The organism is Pseudomonas sp. 2FE (assembly GCF_005503735.1).
Classification (GTDB): Bacteria; Pseudomonadota; Gammaproteobacteria; order Pseudomonadales; family Pseudomonadaceae; genus Aquipseudomonas.
Window position 1 is genome coordinate 146579 of sequence record NZ_SCMO01000004.1, and the last position, 16878, is coordinate 163456.

The following is a 16878-nucleotide window of genomic DNA, read 5'->3' on the forward strand; positions in this document are numbered from 1 at the left end:
CACCACGGGCGTGAGTGCCGATGCTTTATCGCCGTTTCGAACAACTGATCGAGGTCTTCCGCCCCAGCCCCGCCGGGGCGCCGCCGACCAGTGTCTGGCCGTTCTACCTGCACTTCTTGCGGCAGGTCTGGCCGAGCTTCGCCGCGCTGCTGGCGGTGGGGCTGATCGTTGCGCTGATCGAAGTGGCCCTGTTCAGCTTCCTCGGGCGCATCGTCGATCTGGCCCAGAGCACGCCGCACAACGAATTCTTCACCCGGCACGGCAGCGAACTGCTGTGGATGGCCGTCGTCGCATTGATCCTGCGGCCACTGTTCAACGGCTTACATGACCTGTTGGTCCATCAGACGATCAACCCCAGCCTGACCAACCTGATCCGCTGGCAAAACCACAGCTACGTGCTGAAACAAAGCCTCGGGTTCTTCCAGAACGACTTCGCCGGGCGCATCGCGCAACGCATCATGCAGACCGGTAACGCCCTGCGCGACTCGGCGGTGCAGGCGGTGGACGCGCTCTGGTTTGTACTGATCTATGCAGTCAGCAGCCTGGTGCTGTTCGCCGAGGCCGACTGGCGGCTGATGCTGCCGCTGCTGTTGTGGATAATCGGCTACCTCATCGCCCTGGGTTACTTCGTGCCACGGGTCAAACGGCGCTCGGTGGTGGCCTCGGAAGCGCGCTCGAAACTGATGGGCCGGATTGTCGACGGCTACACCAACATCGCCACCCTCAAGCTGTTCGCGCATACCCACTATGAGCAGGGCTACGCCCGCGAGGCACTGCAGGAGCAAACCGAAAAAACCCAGTTGGCCGGACGCCTGGTCACCTCCATGGATGTGGTTGTCACCAGCATGAACGGCGTCCTGATCGCCAGCACCACCGGCCTCGCCCTCTGGCTGTGGAGCCAGGGGCTGATCTCGGTGGGCGCCATCGCCCTGGCTAGCGGTCTGGTGATCCGCATCAACAACATGTCCGGCTGGATCATGTGGGTGGTCAACGGCATCTTCGAGAACATCGGCACCGTGCAGGACGGCATGCAGACCATCGCCCAGCCACGCACTGTGACCGACCGCGAGAACGCCCCGGCGCTGCGGGTGCAACGCGGCGAGGTGCGCCTGGAGCAGGTGCATTTCCACTATGGCAAAGGCAGCGGGGTGATCGGCGGGTTGAACCTGAGGATCGAAGCGGGCGAGAAGATTGGCCTGATCGGCCCGTCCGGCGCCGGCAAGTCGACCCTGGTCAACCTGCTGCTGCGCCTGTACGACCTGGACAGCGGACGCATCCTGATCGACGACCAGAATATCGCCGAGGTCGCCCAGGAAAGCCTGCGCGAGCAAATCGGCATGGTCACCCAGGACACCTCGCTGCTGCATCGCTCGATCCGCGACAACTTGTTGTACGGAAAACCCGACGCCAGCGACGCGCAGCTCTGGGAAGCGGCACGCAAGGCCCGCGCCGACGAGTTCATTCCGCTGCTCTCGGATGCCCAGGGCCGCACCGGCCTTGACGCCCACGTGGGCGAGCGCGGGGTGAAACTCTCCGGCGGCCAGCGCCAACGCATCGCCATCGCCCGCGTGCTGCTCAAGGATGCGCCGATCTTGATCCTCGACGAAGCCACCTCGGCGCTGGATTCGGAGGTCGAAGCGGCGATTCAGGAAAGCCTGGACAGCCTGATGCAGGGCAAGACGGTGATCGCCATCGCCCACCGCCTGTCGACCATCGCGCGGATGGATCGCCTGGTGGTGTTGGACAAGGGCCAGATCGCCGAGAGCGGCACCCATGCCGAACTGATCGCCCATGGCGGCCTGTATGCGCGCCTGTGGCAGCATCAGACCGGCGGTTTTGTTGGAGTGGATTGACCCGCAAACCCTAGGGCGGCCTTGGCGCGCAGCGACAGCCCGCCAATCCTCGGCGTACTGCCTGCGGCGAGTACGCCCTACAGCCGTAACCACAAAAAATGAAAAACCGTCAGGCCTGGCGATACGGCAGCGCCGCTCTGGCGTCTTCCACGTAAGCCCGTACCCCGGCTCGTTCCTGCTCGAGAAAATCCGCCACCGCCGCGCGCAACCCAGGGTGCGTGAGGTAATGCCAGGAGCGCGTAAGCACCGGTTCGAAACCGCGAATCAACTTGTGTTCGCCCTGCGCACCGGCGTCGAAACGCTGCAAACCCTGGCCGATTGCGTAGTCCATGCCCTGGTAGAAACAGGTCTCGAAATGCAGCCGATCGAACTCCGCCAGGCACCCCCAATAGCGCCCGTAGAGGCTGTCGCCCGCGAGCAAGCTGAAGGCCATCGCCACCGGGCGTGCGCCCTGACGCGCCAATACCACGCGGATCGCCGCCGGCATCCGCTCGGCCAGCAGGCTAAAGAAGCTGCGCGTCAGGTAAGGCAGCTGCCCACGTACGGCGTAAGTATTGGCATAACAGGCGTAGACGAAATCCCACTCGGCCTCGCTCAGTTGCTGACCCTGCCGCCAGTCGAAGTCGATGCCCTGCCCCGCCACCTGTTCGCGCTCTTTACGGATTTGCTTGCGCTTGCGCGAGGCCAACGCCGCGAGGAAATCCTGAAAATCCCGGTAGCCATGGTTGCGCCAGTGGTACTGACAGCCGAGCCGCTCCAACCAACCCTCACGGCCGCACAGCAGCGCATCCGCCAGGTCATCGGTGAAATTGATATGCAGCCCGGACAGGCCCTGCGCCGCCAAACCCGAGCTGAGCTGGTCGAGCAACTGACCCGCCGCGTCGGGATAGCCGAGCAGGCGCGGGCCACTGACCGGCGAAAACGGCACGCCACAGAGCAGCTTCGGGTAATAGGCGATGCCGGCGCGCTGGCAGGCATCCGCCCAGCCATGGTCGAACACGTATTCCCCGTAGGAGTGCGCCTTGACATAGGCCGGCAGCGCGGCCAGCAACTGGCCTTGGGCGTCGACCCATACCCGATGGGATGGCATCCAGCCGGTACGCCCACCGACACTGCCGCTGTCTTCCAGCGCAGAGAGAAAAGCGTGACTCAGGAACGGTTGCGCGCTCGGCACCAGGGCGTCCCAGGCGGTGGCATCCAGGTCGGCAAGGCGCTGCAGGATCAAATTCGACATGGGCGAAGTCTGGCCTGTCGCGCAGCCGAAAAAAAGCCCCGCACAAGGCGGGGCTTAAAATAAGGAGCGGAGCCGTTGGTTACTTGAACTTAGAACCTGTTCAAGATCGTCGCGAGCGCAGGTCAGTGCGACGCCCGCTCCTGCGGGCTAGCTGTATTCCCCACATCCATGTGGGTCACAAGGCGCAACGCAGCATGGCGCGCGCAGCCCGCAGCAGATATTGAACAGGTTCTTAGAACACGTACTGAGCGCGGACTACAAAACCATCGCCGTCGTCATCGCCTGCGCGGTTGGTGATGTTGTCGGTTTTGGCCTTGGTGTACATGCCGCTGATCTTGACCGCTTCGTTGGCGTACCAGTTGACACCCAGGTTATGCACCTTGGCTTCGGTGTCCTCGGCTTCACGCAGGAAAGTACTGGTGGCGCTGGTCACGGCAACATCGTTGTCTACCGAGAGGCTGTCATAGCGGTAGTAGACTTCCCACGCGCCGATTTCCTTGTTGGCCGGCTTGATGGCGTCGAACTTGCCCATCTTGTAGCCACGCGCCTCGCCGGTGAGGGTATAAGCGACCTGGGCGTAGAAGCCATCACCTTCCAGATCCGACTGAGTACCAGCCGAGCTGGTTTCACGCTTCATCCACTCACCCTGGATGGAGAACGGGCCCGTGGCCCATGCAGCTTCCAGACCCCAGGCGGTATCGTCGTCCCAGAACTGGGTAGCGGAGTTGGTGCCGCCGAAAACGGCGCGGTTACCCAGGTTATCTTTGGCGTTGCCGCCGTTGGTGTCGACACCACGCATGCCCAGACGCGAGCGGTAGCGCACGTCGGCAGCTGCTACATCGTCCAGGTTGCGTTGCGCGAAGTTGACCCCGAAGTGCAGCACCTTGCCCGCTTCAGCCATCGGCGCGAATACGCCGCGGGCGTTGAACTGCTTGACGCTATCGCCTTCGTCGTCGTTGGCGTCTTTGCTCGATACGCTGGTGGAAACGTAGGCGTAGTTGCTGATCAGCGCCTGCACTTGCAGACCCAGGCCGTCCTGGTGGGTGTTGACCCAGTCGATCAGCTCGTTAGGAGCGCTGCGCTCGAGGGCGGTCACCCACTTGGAGCTAGTGGCTTTTTCCAGACCGAAATCCGGGTCGAAACGACCGGCGCGCAGGGTAATGGGGGCGAAGCCGATGTAGCTGAAGGAGGCCTCGTCGAAGTTACCGCTGGCCGGAGCACCACTGCCGTTACCGGAGTTTTCCGAGAAGTCATAAGCCACGGAGTACAGCCAATTGGTATAGGCGATCCCGGACAGCTCGAGGTAGGCGCGGCGGAAATAAGCGGCATCACCGGTGTCGCCGTTTTTGGTGTAGAAACCGTCGAAGCGACCGTAGTCGGCCTGCACGCGACCACCCAGCTTGAAGCCGAAGGATTTGTCGGTAGTGGCGACTTCCAGGCCACCCTTGGTTTTGACAACGATGTCAGCGCCGTCAGTGGTGACGGTACCGGCGAAAGCCTGGGCGGAAATGGCCAGGGCCAGGGCGCTGGCGGCAACACCGGCCCCCATCCCAAAGAATGAGTGCTTACGGATCATCGGAAATTCCCCTATTGGTCTTTGAAAAACACCCGAGCAGCGGGCTCGTTTGTGCTGGAGGGGAATCTTGGCGGCGGGTTATTTCAGCGCAGTTGCTTTTATATAAATGTTTTATGACAAAGGAACTTTTTTACTTCGAATAGGAATAAGAGAGAAACCGCTCTAGGACGCGCCCCCAGATGTTTTTTTGCCGACCTTGGCTACGCCTGAAAAGTCAGCGGAAGCACCCGGGCTTTGTCTCGAACTGCTCCCAGCACCACTGAAAACAGCGCCAGCAACATCAGCAGACAGATCACCGCGAACCCCATACCGTTATTCCGCACCACAGCTTGCCGCTGCTGGTCGGCCCGCCGCTGGCAGTGCGAAGGCTTCCATCATTGCCCCTTTTAAATCTATTTATTCGATCAAAAATACGGAAAATTTGCGCTTTTTTAAATAGATTAATTGATCGATTATCTGGCCATCACCAGCGGCTTCCCACCGCCTGAGACTCGAAAGCCGGTGTTTCGAGCAGGCCAAACGAGCGCCACCTGGATACCAACGGAGGACACCGAGCATGATCGAATTACGACCCTTTGAGCAGTTGGGTGGCGCTAATCACGGCTGGCTCAACGCCCGTCACCACTTCTCTTTCGCCGAGTATCACGACCCCAACCGAATGAACTGGGGCCAACTGCGGGTCTGGAACGACGATGAAATCGCCCCCAATTCGGGCTTTCCCCGTCATCCGCACCGGGATATGGAGATCATCACCTATGTCCGTGAAGGGGCCATTACCCATCAGGATAATCTCGGCAACCAGGGGCGTACCGAAGCCGGCGATGTGCAGGTGATGAGTGCCGGCAGCGGGATCGCCCACAGCGAATACAACCTGGAGTCGGAAACCACCAAGATCTTCCAGATCTGGATTCAGCCGACCGAGTTCAATGCAGCGCCGGCCTGGGGCGCTAAACCCTTCCCGAAAGGCGAGCGCGCTGGCGCCTTCGTCACGCTGGCCAGTGGTGACCCGGCCGCTAGCGAAGCCTTGCATATCCGCGCCGATGCACGCTTGAGCGCGGCAACGCTGAAGGCCGGCCAGCACGCCGAGTATCGCCTGGGCGACCAGCGCAAGGCTTACCTGGTGGCCGCCAGCGGGGTGATCAGCGTCAACGGGGTACAGGCCAAGGCCCGTGATGGCGTCGCCGTCAGCCATGAGGAGGTGTTGTACTTCCGCGCTATCGAAGACAGCGAAATCATTTTGGTGGATGTGGCCTAAGCGGCGGGCGGCAGACGCAAAGGCCATGTCAACACCGCGGCACTCAAGCTAGGCTAGTGATCTTTCTCAGCCTACCGGTGCCGCCATGACCCACGAACCGTCAGATACACCGCCCAGCGCAGAGCCGCTAAACGCTGTCGAAGCCCGTATCCTCGGCTGCTTGATCGAGAAGCAGGCCACCACGCCGGAAACCTATCCGCTGACCCTCAACGCGCTGGTCATCGCCTGCAACCAGAAAACCAGCCGCGAGCCGGTGATGAACCTCAGCCCCGGGCAAGTCGGGCAGAGCCTGCGCAGCCTGGAAGCACGCGGCCTGGCGCGGTTGGTCATGGGCAGCCGCGCCGATCGCTGGGAACAGCGGGTCGATAAAGCCCTGGAGTTGGTCCCTGCCCAAGTGATCCTGATTGGCCTGCTGCTCTTGCGTGGCCCGCAAACCATCAACGAGCTGCTCAGCCGCAGTAATCGCATGCACGATTTCGAGGACGCCGAACAGGTGCAACACCAGCTTGAGCGTTTGCAGACGCGCGGCCTGGCCAGCCAACTGCCACGCCAGTCGGGCCAGCGCGAGGATCGCTACATGCACCTGCTGGGCGACCCGGCGGATCTCGCGATCGCCCTAGCGACAAGACACGTCCACGTCGACAAAGCCGAAAGCGCCACGCCATCCGACTCCCGCCTGGAAGAACTGGAAGCCCGCGTGGCCGCCTTGGAAGAGCGCCTAGCCAGGCTGGAATAGGCCAAGCCCCGCTTTTGTAGGAGCGGCCCACGGCCGCGAAGCTACTCGATGACGGGCTTATCTCGAGTAGCAAGACGACCCGAAAACCATTGCGGGCTCATTGCGCCTTGCGCTGCTCGGCTAAACGCATCGCCAACGCTTCCAGTTCGGGAATCGCGGTATCCGGTAACTTACGCAGCACCGCTTGGGTCAGCCGCATCTGGCGGATAAAGCGCCGGCATTTCCAGCAGATCGTCAGATGAGTGCGCACCGCTATCCGCTCGCGAAAGCTCAACTGAGCGTCGAGATAATCGCTGGAATGCGCCACCAACTCCTTACAACTCAGCACTGGCCTGTCTCCTCGAAATGTTCCAGGGTGGCGAACACCTTCAGCCGTGCTCGGTGCAGCAGTACCCGGACATTGGAGAGCGAAATCTCCAGAAGATTACAGATCTCCTCCAACTCGAGGCCCTGGCGCTCGCGCAGCAGCAAGACGCTGCCTTGCAACTCGGAGAGGCTGCTCAAGGTTTTTTCCAGGCATTCGCGCAGCTCGTCTTCGGTCAGCAAGGCTTCCGGCGAGTCGTGGTGCCAGGCAAAAGGCGCCGCCAGCCAATGGCCGTCTTCGACAAACCGCGAGTCATCGATGGTGCCGTGCGGCGCCGGCAGATCATCCAGCAACACCTCGCGGCGATTCTGCTTGAGCCGGCTCTTGGCGGTATTGGCGGTGATGGTCAGCAGCCAGGTCTTCAGGCTGGAGCGGCTCTGAAAGCCGTCCAGGCTACGGACTACGGCGAGCCAGGCGTCCTGCACCACCTCATCGGCGTTACGGCTGCCGACTATGGCATAGGCCACCGCCCGCATGGCGCCCTGGTAGGCCGCGACCAGCTCACGGAACGCCTGCTGCTCGCCGGCCAACAGGCGCGGCAGCAGATCGCTGTCGAGCGGCTGGCTCATCAGTGTTTACGCAGGATCACGCTGCCGATGGAATAACCGGCGCCGAAGGAGCTGAGCACCCCCAACGCACCGCTCGGCAAGTCATCCTGGTGCTTGTGCAAAGCGATGACCGAGCCGGCCGAACTGGTGTTGGCGTAGCTATCGAGAATCACCGGCGCCTCATGCGCCTCCGCGTCACGGCCAAGCAGCTTCTTGGTGATCAGCAGGTTCATGCTGAGGTTGGCCTGGTGCAGCCAGAAGCGTTTGATGTCGGAGACATTGATGTGGTTCTCGCGCAGGTGCGTGGCGACCAGCTCGGCGACCATAGGGCAGACGTCGCGGAACACCTTGCGACCTTCCTGCACGAAGAGTTTGTCCGGCGCCCCTATGCCCTCTTCCCCGGCGCGGTTGAGGAAGCCGAAGTTGTTGCGGATGTTGTTGGAGAACTGGGTCAACAGCTTGGTACTGACCACATCGAACTGGTGCTTGGAGGTGGCCAGCTCGGCGCGCTCGAGCAGCACGGCGGTGGCCGCATCGCCGAAGATGAAATGGCTGTCGCGGTCACGGAAGTTCAGGTGGCCGGTGCAGATCTCCGGGCTGACCACCAGCACCGCGCGGGCCTGGCCGAGCTGCACGCTGTTGGTCGCCGCCTGGATACCGAAAGTGGCGGATGAACAGGCCACGTTCATGTCGTAAGCAAAACCCTGAATACCCAACGCGGCCTGTACTTCGATGGCCACCGCCGGGTAAGCGCGTTGCAGGTTCGAGCAGGCGACTATCACCCCATCGACATCCGCCGCGGTTTTGCCGGCACGCGCCAGCGCTTGTTCCGCCGCGCCGACCGCCATCTGGCAGAGGACGCCCCACTCGTCGTTGGAACGTTCTGGAATCCGTGGCGCCATGCGCTGCGGATCGAGGATGCCGGCCTTGTCCATCACGAAGCGGCTCTTGATGCCCGAGGCCTTTTCGATAAAGGCAGCGCTGGACTCGGTCAGCGCCTGAACTTCGCCACGTTCGATGGCCGCCGCGTTGTCGGCGTTGAATTGCCGCACATAGGTATTGAAGGATTCCACCAGCTCATCGTTAGAGATGCTGTTTGCCGGGGTATACAGGCCGGTACCGCTGATGACGACGTTATACACGGTCGTTCCTCTTGCAAGCTTATTGATCGGAATGGCGGCTATTGTGCCCGAAAACAGGGAAAAACCCCCAACCTTCCAGCCTGACGTTCGTCAGGGCATTATCGGCGGCTGCTTTGGCTGAACAGTCGCACCGCATAACGAAATGAGCAGTACTGCAAGGTAGCCTGAAGGCTGAAAGTGACAACCCTGTCTCCGCACACCTGTCGCCTCTGTGTTCGGTCTATGCACCCAGGCAAACCAAAGCCCCTACGCGCCCCAACTATTCACGGCCACTCAGCGCGTAAAAAATATTTGACTTATCGATCAATAAAATACTCATAAATATCTTATAAATCATAATGTTGATCGAATAAATAAATCCGTCTCGGACAGCTTTTGGTCGAATATTCTTAACAAAACCACCTGATTTGTTTGACATATTTTACGGCTTTGGCAGACTGCCTCCAGGGTTACAACTGCCTGGGAGCCCTCGTGAGCAGGTTCAACCGCCTGTCCACGCCCTGCGTGTGGCAGCGAAAACGCCCACACGCCAGCGGTTCCCTCCGTCGCACCGCGGCGGCAGGCAGAACCCGCAACAAACAGGAGGCGCCGAGGCGACACCGGCCCTTCCTGCACAGTAATGGCAGGCGCCGGCCTGCCCCAAGGTGACATATGTCCAACAACAACACTGGCAACACCCAGAACGCAAAACGTAAACCCGTCGTCCTTATGACCATGGGCGCCCAAGAGCGCAAAGGCCATGACTATCAGGTGATGACCAAGAAGTACATGAGCCCCCTGGTCGAGATCTCTGGCTGCGTGCCCCTGCTGGCACCCACCTGCTTCGGCACTGAAGACCTCCAGCAATACCTGTCCATGGTCGATGGCATCTACCTCACCGGTGCCGGCAGCAACATCGACCCGGCTCTCTACGGCCAGGAGAACCTGACGCCCGATAAGGCCCAGGACCAGGACCGCGACCTGTTCGACCTGCCGCTGATCCGCGCCGCACTGGACATGGGCCTGCCCCTCTTCGGCATCTGCCGCGGCATGCAGGAACTGAACGTCGCGCTCGGTGGTGACATGCATCAGAAGCTGTACGAGACCCCCGGCCTCAACGACCACCGCGAAGACACCACGACCCCGGTGGCCGAGCAGTACGCCGACATACACCCGGTGCGCCTGGTACCGAACACCTGGTTCGCCGAACTGATGCAGCAGGATGAAATTCCGGTCAACTCGCTGCACGGCCAGGGCATCAAGACTCTGGGCAAGGGCCTGCAGGCGCTGGCACATGCCGAGGACGGGCTGGTAGAAGCCATCCACCTACCGGAACTGTCGCAATTCACCCTCGGCGTGCAATGGCACCCGGAGTGGCTGGCCGCGCAAAACCCCCACTCCGTGCGCATGTTCCAGGCCTTCGGCGAGGCCTGCCGTAACCGCGCCGAGCAGCACCGCCGCTAAGCCAGCCCTGGCTACGACCGGCGCAGGCCTCGCCCTTGAGGCGGCCTGCGCCGGCCCGCGAACGCAGTGCCTAGGCGCCTAGCCTGGTAGGGCGGGTGAAACCCGCGCCACCTCCTCCCCCTCTACAACTAAATCATCGACACCCTTGCCGGCCCAATCCGCTGGATACCCCCACAGCCTGCCCCTGCGCACCCGCGTCGACGGGCTGCCGGCCGACGCCGATACCACTGCAGCCCTGCGCCAGGCCAGCAAGGCCGCGAACTAAGACGCTGTAAACCGCGGATCGGGCTGGCGCCTGTCAGGCCTGGCGGATCAAGCTGGCAATATCCGCCAGGCGCGCGCCGACGTACGCCTCGAGCCCCTGGATGTCGCGCTGATGCTGCTGTTGCAGCTCGAGGTGCTGGGCGCACAGCTGCAGCGCCGTCATCACCAACAACTTGTCGCCCAGCAGCGCCGGGGACTTGGCCTTGGTCTCGGCCAACAGGCCCTTCAGCAACTGCGCCGAGGCCAGCAAGGCCGGCGCCTGCCCGGCAGGCGCCTTGATGCTGTAGTCACGGCCCAGAATCGAAACGACCGTCACCGTTTCGCCCTCGCCACTCATGCGTTGGCCGAGCTCGGCTCAACCTTGCTAGCGCCAGCCGTGGCCAGCTCAACCAGCGCCTGAATGCGCGCCAGCGTCGCACTTTGCAGGTCATCCTGCTCCAGCGCGCTCAACTGCAGGTTTTCATTCTCATCCTTGACCTGAGCCAGCTCGGCACTCAACTGCGCGTTGGCACTCAACAGCGCCTGATTGGCCAACACCAGCTCACCGACCAGCTGTTCCAACTGACTTAACGACTTTTCCAACATATTGATTGCTCAGGCTTTTTTCGGGCCGCCACAATAGAGAAAAGCCCCCGCAGAAGCCAGACATCTGACCGTCCGCCGGGCACCGCACGTCTGTTAATGCCGCGAATTCGCCCACAAACGCGCCCGAAGGCCTGAGCGGGGCAATAAAGCTGAACATTTGGCCGAAAAACGCCATGCAGAACAGTGGTTCAGCTTGTGCCGGGGCGCTCTATTCCAGTAGTTTTCGGGGATGAATTGCAGGATGCGTCTGCAGGCTGGAAGCCTACTCTCCGCTCGACTCCCGCGCCTTGTAAGGCCCTTGAATTTTGCGCCACCTCCATGAGGTGGGGAGGCCGGCTAGATGATTCTCAGATTCATTTTATGCCCTTGGCTTAAACAACGTACTGCCCTTCGGGCGAGTACGCCCTACGCTTCCAATGCCACTCATTAACTCAAGCCAATAGTTGCAATCCGGGCCGGAGCAGCGCCCCTTTCAGCAGGCCAAACGTAATCGTTGTGTAGAGGGTTGAGCGGCATGGATGCCGCGCAAGCTGCGATGGGCCAGGGATGGCCCTTCGCGGCGGGCCCTCGGAGCGGCGATGGAGTGAGGGAACCCGGCGCGCAGCGCAGGGCCGGATGGCGGGGCAAGCCCTCTTGGTTACTTCTGGGGCGACTGCCAGAAGTGACCCGCCGTAAAGGCGGAACAAGATCGTAAGGCCAGCGAAAGTGCGGCGTTTGTACGCAGCTGGTGGGTTACGGCCTGCGGCCTAACCCACCCTACGCGACTGCCAGAAGTAACCCGCCGTAAGGGCGAAACCATAGCGATGAGGCGACGCAGATGCGGCGTTCGAGTGCGCTATCAAGCGTTAGCTGCACTATCGCTTCGCGGCTGAAGCCGCTCCTACAAAAGCAGACGGCGGCGGTTCGCGATCATTGGCGTACTACCTTCGGCGAGTAGCGCCCTACGCAGCCTTGTCACTAAACGTCAGGCCTCCACCAAACTCCATTGTTTGCTCACGCGCTTGTCCGACACCGGCAGCTTGGTGCCCAACTGCTGGGCGAACAGCGACACGCGGTATTCCTCCAACATCCAGCGATAGAGCACCAGCTGCGGGTCGCGCTTGCCTTCCTGGCTGTGTTTGCTCAGGCGCGCCTGGTACTGGGCCCAGCAGGCGTTCAGCTCGCCGCTCCAGACCCGGTCTTTCTGCAGCTGCGCGGAAAGTTTGTCGAAGCGCTGCTCGATGGCTTTCAGATAGCGCGGCAGTTCCTTCAGCCACTCCGCCGGGGTTTCGCGGACGAAGCCCGAATAGACCAGATTGGCCAGCTGCTGCTTGATATCGTTGAGCGCCACCGCCTGGGCCAGGTCGATCTTGCCTTTGAAGCGCTTCTGCAAGGCATGCCAGAGTTTGAGGATCTCTAGGGTCAGGCGCGCCAGGCGCTCGGCATGCTCGGTCCAGGCATCGCGCTTTTTCTCGGCCAGCGCCGCCAAGCCGACACCATCGCGGGGCAAGTTGCTTTCGCCCTCCAGTACGCAGCTGTCCAGACTCGCCAGCAGGATGTCTTCCACCAGCGCCTCGACCCGGCCCAACTCGCGGTGCAGCAGGCCCAGGTCGGTCAGCCCCGGCAACTTGCCACGGAGGAACTTGGCCGGTTCGGCCAGCTGTTGCAGCAACAAGCGCTGCAAGGCCCGGCGATGCTGGTACTCGGCCTCGGCCTGGGTCGGAAAGCGCCCCTCCTTGACCGCCCCACCCTCTTCCACCAGCGCCGGATACACCGTCATCGACAGCCCGGCGATCTTCTGCTGGGTTTTCTCGGCCACCGCGGCGAACACTTTGGCCTCCACCGGCCGCTGTTCTTTCTCGGTACGCGGCACCGCCAAGGCCGCCTGGCTGGCCTCGGCGAAACGGGCCGTCAGCTCAGCCAGATCACGGCCTTCACCGAGGAACTTGCCCTGGGCATCGACCACTTCCAGGTTCATCCGTAGGTGGCTGTCCAACTGCAGAGCGGCATCACGCCAGGCCTCCTCACCGACGCGCACCCCAGTCATCCGTAGCAGCTCGCGGCCGAGTGCTTCCGGCAACGAGCCTTCGGCGAAGCCGATGCGTTGCAGCGCGGCCTTGACGAAGTCCGGCACCGGCACGAAGTTCTTGCGCATGGCTTTCGGCAGGTTGCGTACCAGGGCGATGCACTTGGCTTCCAGCAGGCCCGGCACCAACCACTGCAGACGCTCTGCTGGTAATTGCGGCAACAAGGGCGCCGGCACCCGCAGGGTCACGCCATCGCGTGGGTGATTGGGTTCGAAGTGGTAGGTCAAGGGCAGTTCCAGCTCGCCCAGGCGCAGCTTGTCCGGGTAGTGCGCGGCCGTGACTTCGCTGGCGTCCCGCGCCAGCACATCTTCCTCGCGCATGATCAACAGTTGCGGGTTCTTCGCGCTCTCGATCTTGTACCAGCTCTCGAAGGTCGCGGCCTGGTGGATCTCGGCCGGCAGGCGCGCCTCGTAGAAGGCGAACAGGGTTTCCTCGTCGGCCAGGATATCGCGCCGGCGGGCCTTGGCTTCCAGCTCATCGAGCAGTTCCAGCAGCTCTTTATTGGCGCTCAGGCACTTGGCGCGGGATTGAATTTCGCCGCGCACCAGGCCTTCGCGAATAAACAGCTCGCGCGACACCGCTGGGTCGATCGGCCCGTAATGCACCGGGCGGCGACCGACCACAATCAACCCATAAAGCGTGATCTGCTCGTAGGCGACGACTTGCCCACGCTTCTTCTCCCAATGGGGTTCGAAGTGATTCTTCTTGATCAGGTGGCTGGCCAGGGGTTCGATCCAGTCCGGTTCGATCTTCGCCACCTGGCGGGCAAACAGCTTGGTGGTTTCCACCAACTCGCCGGCCATCAGCCAGTGCGGGCGCTTCTTGCCGAGGCCGGATGAGGGGTGAACCCAGAAACGCCGCTGGCGCGCGCCGAGGTAATCGCCGTCTTCAGTTTTCTGCCCGATCTGGCTGAGCAAACCCGACAGCACCGCCTTATGCAGCTTGGGGAAATCCGCCGGCTCTTGGTTCAGGCTCAGCTGCAAGTCGCGGCAGATCAGACTCAACTGCCGATGGGAGTCGCGCCACTCGCGCAGGCGCAGGTAGTTCAGAAAGTTCTTCCGGCACCAGCTGCGCAGCGCGCTGGAGCCCAGCGCCAGGCGTTGCTCCTCGAACCCACGCCAGAGATTGACCAGCCCGGCGAAATCGGAGTCCGCATCCTTCCACTGCGCGTGCGCCTGATCGGCGGCCTGCTGACGTTCCGGTGGCCGCTCGCGCGGGTCTTGCACCGAGAGCGCACTGGCGACCACCAGCACCTCTTGCAGGCTGCCTTGCTTGGCCGCCTCCAGCAGCATCCGGCCCAGGCGCGGGTCCACCGGCAGGCGCGCCAGCTGGCGACCCAGTGGCGTCAACTGGCCTTCGCGGTTGACCGCCGATAGCTCCTGCAGCAGATTGAAACCGTCACTGATGGCCTTGCCATCCGGCGGCTCGATAAAGGGGAAGGCATCGATCTCGCCCAGGCGCAGATGGAGCATCTGCAGGATCACCGCCGCCAGGTTGGTGCGCAGGATCTCCGGGTCGGTAAAGGCCGGGCGGCCGTTGAAATCCTCTTCGCTGTACAGGCGGACGCAGAGCCCCGGCTCGACCCGCCCGCAACGGCCCTTGCGCTGATTGGCGCTGGCCTGGGACACCGCCTCGATCGGCAGGCGCTGAACCTTGGCGCGGTAGCTGTAGCGGCTGATCCGCGCGGTGCCGCTGTCGATCACGTAGCGAATGCCCGGCACGGTCAGCGAGGTCTCGGCGACGTTGGTGGCCAGCACCACGCGGCGGCCCGGATGCGATTGGAAAATCCGCTGCTGCTCGGCCGGCGACAGGCGCGCATAGAGCGGCAGAATTTCGGTGTGCTTGAGCTGAGCTTTACGCAGCATCTCCGCCGCATCGCGAATCTCCCGTTCGCCGGGCAGGAACACCAGCACATCGCCGGGGCGCTTGCCTTCGCTGCGCTCGAGCGCCGCCAGCTCATCCAGGGTCGCGAGGATCGCCTGATCGACCGACAAATCCTCTTCGAGCCGATTACCCTCCTCGTCCTGTTCGGCCGTCAGTGGGCGATACCAGGTGTCGACCGGGAAGGTGCGCCCGGAGACTTCGACGATCGGCGCATCGTTGAAATGCTGGGAGAAACGCGCCAGGTCGATGGTCGCCGAGGTGATGATGACTTTCAGGTCGGGGCGACGCGGCAGCAGGGTTTTCAGGTAGCCGAGGAGGAAGTCGATGTTCAGGCTGCGTTCGTGGGCTTCGTCGACGATGAGGGTGTCGTACTTTTCCAGGTAGCGGTCGTGCTGGGTTTCCGCCAGCAGGATGCCGTCGGTCATCAACTTGATCAGGGTGTTGGCGTCACTCTGATCCTCGAAACGCACCTGATAACCGACCAAGGCGCCCAGCGGCGTCGCCAACTCCTCGGCGACCCGCGTGGCCACACTGCGCGCGGCGATGCGGCGCGGCTGGGTGTGGCCAATCAGGCCGTGCTGGCCACGACCCAGCTCCAGGCAGATCTTCGGCAACTGGGTGGTTTTGCCCGAGCCGGTTTCACCGGCGATCACCACCACTTGATGCTTTTCGATGGCCGCCTTGATCTCGTCGCGCTTGGCGGCAATCGGCAAGGCGTCGTCGTAGCGGATCGCCGGCACGCTCAGCCGGCGCGCCTCGACCTTGGCGCAGGACTGCTGGAAGCGCTCCAGCCATTGCGCCTGCTTGGCTTCGTCCGGCTGCTTGCGCAGTTCGTGCAACTGGCGACGCAGGCGATGCCGATCGGCCAGTAGGGTCTGCTCGAGGTTTTTCAGCAAGGAGTCGAAGGCGGGAATCGGGTCGGTCATCAGGCAGCCGTGAACGGTTTCGTTAAGGCCGCGATTGTCGCAGATTTCGCCGATAGGCGGCCAAACCGTCGGCGCCCTGCCAACTCCCTGGCGTACTGCCCGGCGGGCGAGTACGCCCTACATGGAGCCCGACGCGACAACCCGAACGTAGGGCGGACTCGGAGCGCAGCGACAGTCCGCCAAAACCGCGACAACCTGCCAACCATGGCGTACTGCCCTGCGGGCGAGTACGCCCTACGTCGAGTACGCCGCGCCTCGAGTACGCCCTACGTTCCTCGCCTAATCGGTGTATGGCAGCGGGGCCGTGCCAGCCTCTCCGGCCCAATCGGCCGGATAAATGCCCTGCGCCACCAGGCGGTGAAAGGTCGAATAAGGCCAGTCGCGTACCCGCTCGACCAGACCGTGTTTAAACGGATTGATGTGCACGTAGTCGAGGTGGCGACGCAGATCGTCCGAGTCGCGAATCAGGTGCTCCCAATAGCGCCGCTGCCAGATGCCGCGCTCGCGCCGCCGTTGTTGTACCGCAGAGCGCGGCTCCTCGACGGGGAGGCGGCGCGAAAAGATCAGTTTGATCAGGCGCCAGCGCGTTGCGTAATCGCTATCCCCTGACGGCAGCTGGATCACGCAGTGCAGATGGTCAGGCAGGACCACCCAGGCGTGGATATGGAAGGGATGGCTTTGCCGCACGATGCGCACCGCCTCGCGCAATGGCTCGATATGCCGCACGAGCAGGTCGTTGCCTTGGCGCCTGAGCAGGGTGTGGGTAAAGAAATAGGTGCCGCCCGGGCACCAGAAACGACGGTAGTCGGGCATCGCAGTCATCCATGACGCGCTGGGTGTAGGCCAAGGGTAGCCGAGTTTGAACCAGGACTCGCGTAGGGCAGACTCGTATCGGTAGGGCGGACTCGGCGCGCAGCGGCAGTCCGCCAATCCGTGGCGTACTCCCGATCACTGGCGTACTGCCGTCGGCGAGTACGCCCTACCTACGGCGCTCCGCGCCAT

The 16878-nt window shown here is 62.6% G+C and carries 13 protein-coding genes; 4 read left to right on the top strand and 9 right to left on the bottom strand.

Annotated elements, in window-relative coordinates; translation table 11 throughout:
- Positions 1-20: 20 nt before the first annotated feature.
- Positions 21-1853 (top strand): ABC transporter ATP-binding protein, encoded by a 1833-nt coding sequence (locus FFS12_RS09865; protein ID WP_137886665.1) that lies wholly within the window; start codon positions 21-23, stop codon positions 1851-1853.
- 109 nt (positions 1854-1962) lie between these two features.
- Here FFS12_RS09865 and FFS12_RS09870 read toward each other — a convergent pair whose 3' ends face one another.
- Positions 1963-3087: a GNAT family N-acetyltransferase gene (locus FFS12_RS09870; RefSeq protein ID WP_137886666.1), complete on the bottom strand. Its 1125-nt coding sequence runs from the start codon at positions 3085-3087 to the stop codon at positions 1963-1965.
- Between the two features lie 232 nt (positions 3088-3319).
- Positions 3320-4663, bottom strand: a complete 1344-nt coding sequence (locus FFS12_RS09875) for an OprO/OprP family phosphate-selective porin (protein WP_137886667.1) — start codon at positions 4661-4663, stop codon at positions 3320-3322.
- A 556-nt stretch (positions 4664-5219) separates the two neighbouring features.
- Here FFS12_RS09875 and FFS12_RS09880 point away from each other — a divergent pair.
- Positions 5220-5918 (top strand): pirin family protein, encoded by a 699-nt coding sequence (locus FFS12_RS09880; RefSeq protein ID WP_137886668.1) that lies wholly within the window; start codon positions 5220-5222, stop codon positions 5916-5918.
- Between the two features lie 85 nt (positions 5919-6003).
- The gene (locus FFS12_RS09885; RefSeq protein ID WP_137886669.1) at positions 6004-6654 is read left to right on the top strand and encodes a YceH family protein; all 651 of its coding nucleotides are present in this window, start codon (positions 6004-6006) and stop codon (positions 6652-6654) included.
- Positions 6655-6751: 97 nt separating this feature from the next.
- Here the strand turns inward: FFS12_RS09885 and FFS12_RS09890 are convergent, their stop codons facing one another.
- Genes FFS12_RS09890 through FFS12_RS09900 form a run of 3 tightly spaced genes read right to left on the bottom strand, consistent with a single transcriptional unit; the run spans position 6752 to position 8708 of the window.
- Positions 6752-6982: an anti-sigma factor gene (locus FFS12_RS09890; RefSeq protein WP_137886670.1), complete on the bottom strand. Its 231-nt coding sequence runs from the start codon at positions 6980-6982 to the stop codon at positions 6752-6754.
- A complete protein-coding gene (locus FFS12_RS09895; protein WP_137886671.1) occupies positions 6976-7587 on the bottom strand; it encodes an RNA polymerase sigma factor in 612 nt (203 codons plus the stop codon). Before FFS12_RS09895 ends, FFS12_RS09890 begins: the two co-directional genes overlap by 7 nt.
- Positions 7587-8708, bottom strand: coding sequence for a beta-ketoacyl-ACP synthase III (locus FFS12_RS09900; RefSeq protein ID WP_137886672.1), 1122 nt, complete (start codon positions 8706-8708; stop codon positions 7587-7589). Before FFS12_RS09900 ends, FFS12_RS09895 begins: the two co-directional genes overlap by 1 nt.
- Before the next feature lie 651 nt (positions 8709-9359).
- Between FFS12_RS09900 and FFS12_RS09905 the strand changes: the two genes are divergently transcribed.
- Complete coding sequence (locus FFS12_RS09905; RefSeq protein ID WP_137886673.1) at positions 9360-10151, top strand: gamma-glutamyl-gamma-aminobutyrate hydrolase family protein; 792 nt, start codon at positions 9360-9362, stop codon at positions 10149-10151.
- Between the two features lie 298 nt (positions 10152-10449).
- Here the strand turns inward: FFS12_RS09905 and FFS12_RS09910 are convergent, their stop codons facing one another.
- The 4 genes from FFS12_RS09910 to FFS12_RS09930 form a co-directional block, all read right to left on the bottom strand.
- Positions 10450-10752, bottom strand: a complete 303-nt coding sequence (locus tag FFS12_RS09910) for a cell division protein ZapA (RefSeq protein WP_137886674.1) — start codon at positions 10750-10752, stop codon at positions 10450-10452.
- The gene (locus FFS12_RS09915; protein ID WP_137886675.1) at positions 10749-11000 is read right to left on the bottom strand and encodes a hypothetical protein; all 252 of its coding nucleotides are present in this window, start codon (positions 10998-11000) and stop codon (positions 10749-10751) included. Before FFS12_RS09915 ends, FFS12_RS09910 begins: the two co-directional genes overlap by 4 nt.
- A 964-nt stretch (positions 11001-11964) precedes the next feature.
- Entirely contained in the window at positions 11965-15876 is a 3912-nt protein-coding gene (gene hrpA / locus FFS12_RS09925; RefSeq protein WP_137886677.1) for an ATP-dependent RNA helicase HrpA, read from the bottom strand.
- Positions 15877-16155: 279 nt separating this feature from the next.
- Entirely contained in the window at positions 16156-16689 is a 534-nt protein-coding gene (locus tag FFS12_RS09930; protein ID WP_137886678.1) for a transposase, read from the bottom strand.
- Between the last annotated feature and the right edge of the window lie 189 nt (positions 16690-16878).

What these genes read in the sequence shown, in the direction of transcription:
- FFS12_RS09865 (WP_137886665.1), top strand. Translation starts at nt 21, where the DNA reads ATGCTTTATCGCCGTTTCGAACAACTGATCGAGGTCTTCCGCCCCAGC.
- FFS12_RS09870 (WP_137886666.1), bottom strand. Translation starts at nt 3,087, where the DNA reads ATGTCGAATTTGATCCTGCAGCGCCTTGCCGACCTGGATGCCACCGCC.
- FFS12_RS09875 (WP_137886667.1), bottom strand. Translation starts at nt 4,663, where the DNA reads ATGATCCGTAAGCACTCATTCTTTGGGATGGGGGCCGGTGTTGCCGCC.
- FFS12_RS09880 (WP_137886668.1), top strand. Translation starts at nt 5,220, where the DNA reads ATGATCGAATTACGACCCTTTGAGCAGTTGGGTGGCGCTAATCACGGC.
- FFS12_RS09885 (WP_137886669.1), top strand. Translation starts at nt 6,004, where the DNA reads ATGACCCACGAACCGTCAGATACACCGCCCAGCGCAGAGCCGCTAAAC.
- FFS12_RS09895 (WP_137886671.1), bottom strand. Translation starts at nt 7,587, where the DNA reads ATGAGCCAGCCGCTCGACAGCGATCTGCTGCCGCGCCTGTTGGCCGGC.
- FFS12_RS09905 (WP_137886673.1), top strand. Translation starts at nt 9,360, where the DNA reads ATGTCCAACAACAACACTGGCAACACCCAGAACGCAAAACGTAAACCC.
- FFS12_RS09910 (WP_137886674.1), bottom strand. Translation starts at nt 10,752, where the DNA reads ATGAGTGGCGAGGGCGAAACGGTGACGGTCGTTTCGATTCTGGGCCGT.
- FFS12_RS09915 (WP_137886675.1), bottom strand. Translation starts at nt 11,000, where the DNA reads ATGTTGGAAAAGTCGTTAAGTCAGTTGGAACAGCTGGTCGGTGAGCTG.
- hrpA (WP_137886677.1), bottom strand. Translation starts at nt 15,876, where the DNA reads ATGACCGACCCGATTCCCGCCTTCGACTCCTTGCTGAAAAACCTCGAG.
- FFS12_RS09930 (WP_137886678.1), bottom strand. Translation starts at nt 16,689, where the DNA reads ATGCCCGACTACCGTCGTTTCTGGTGCCCGGGCGGCACCTATTTCTTT.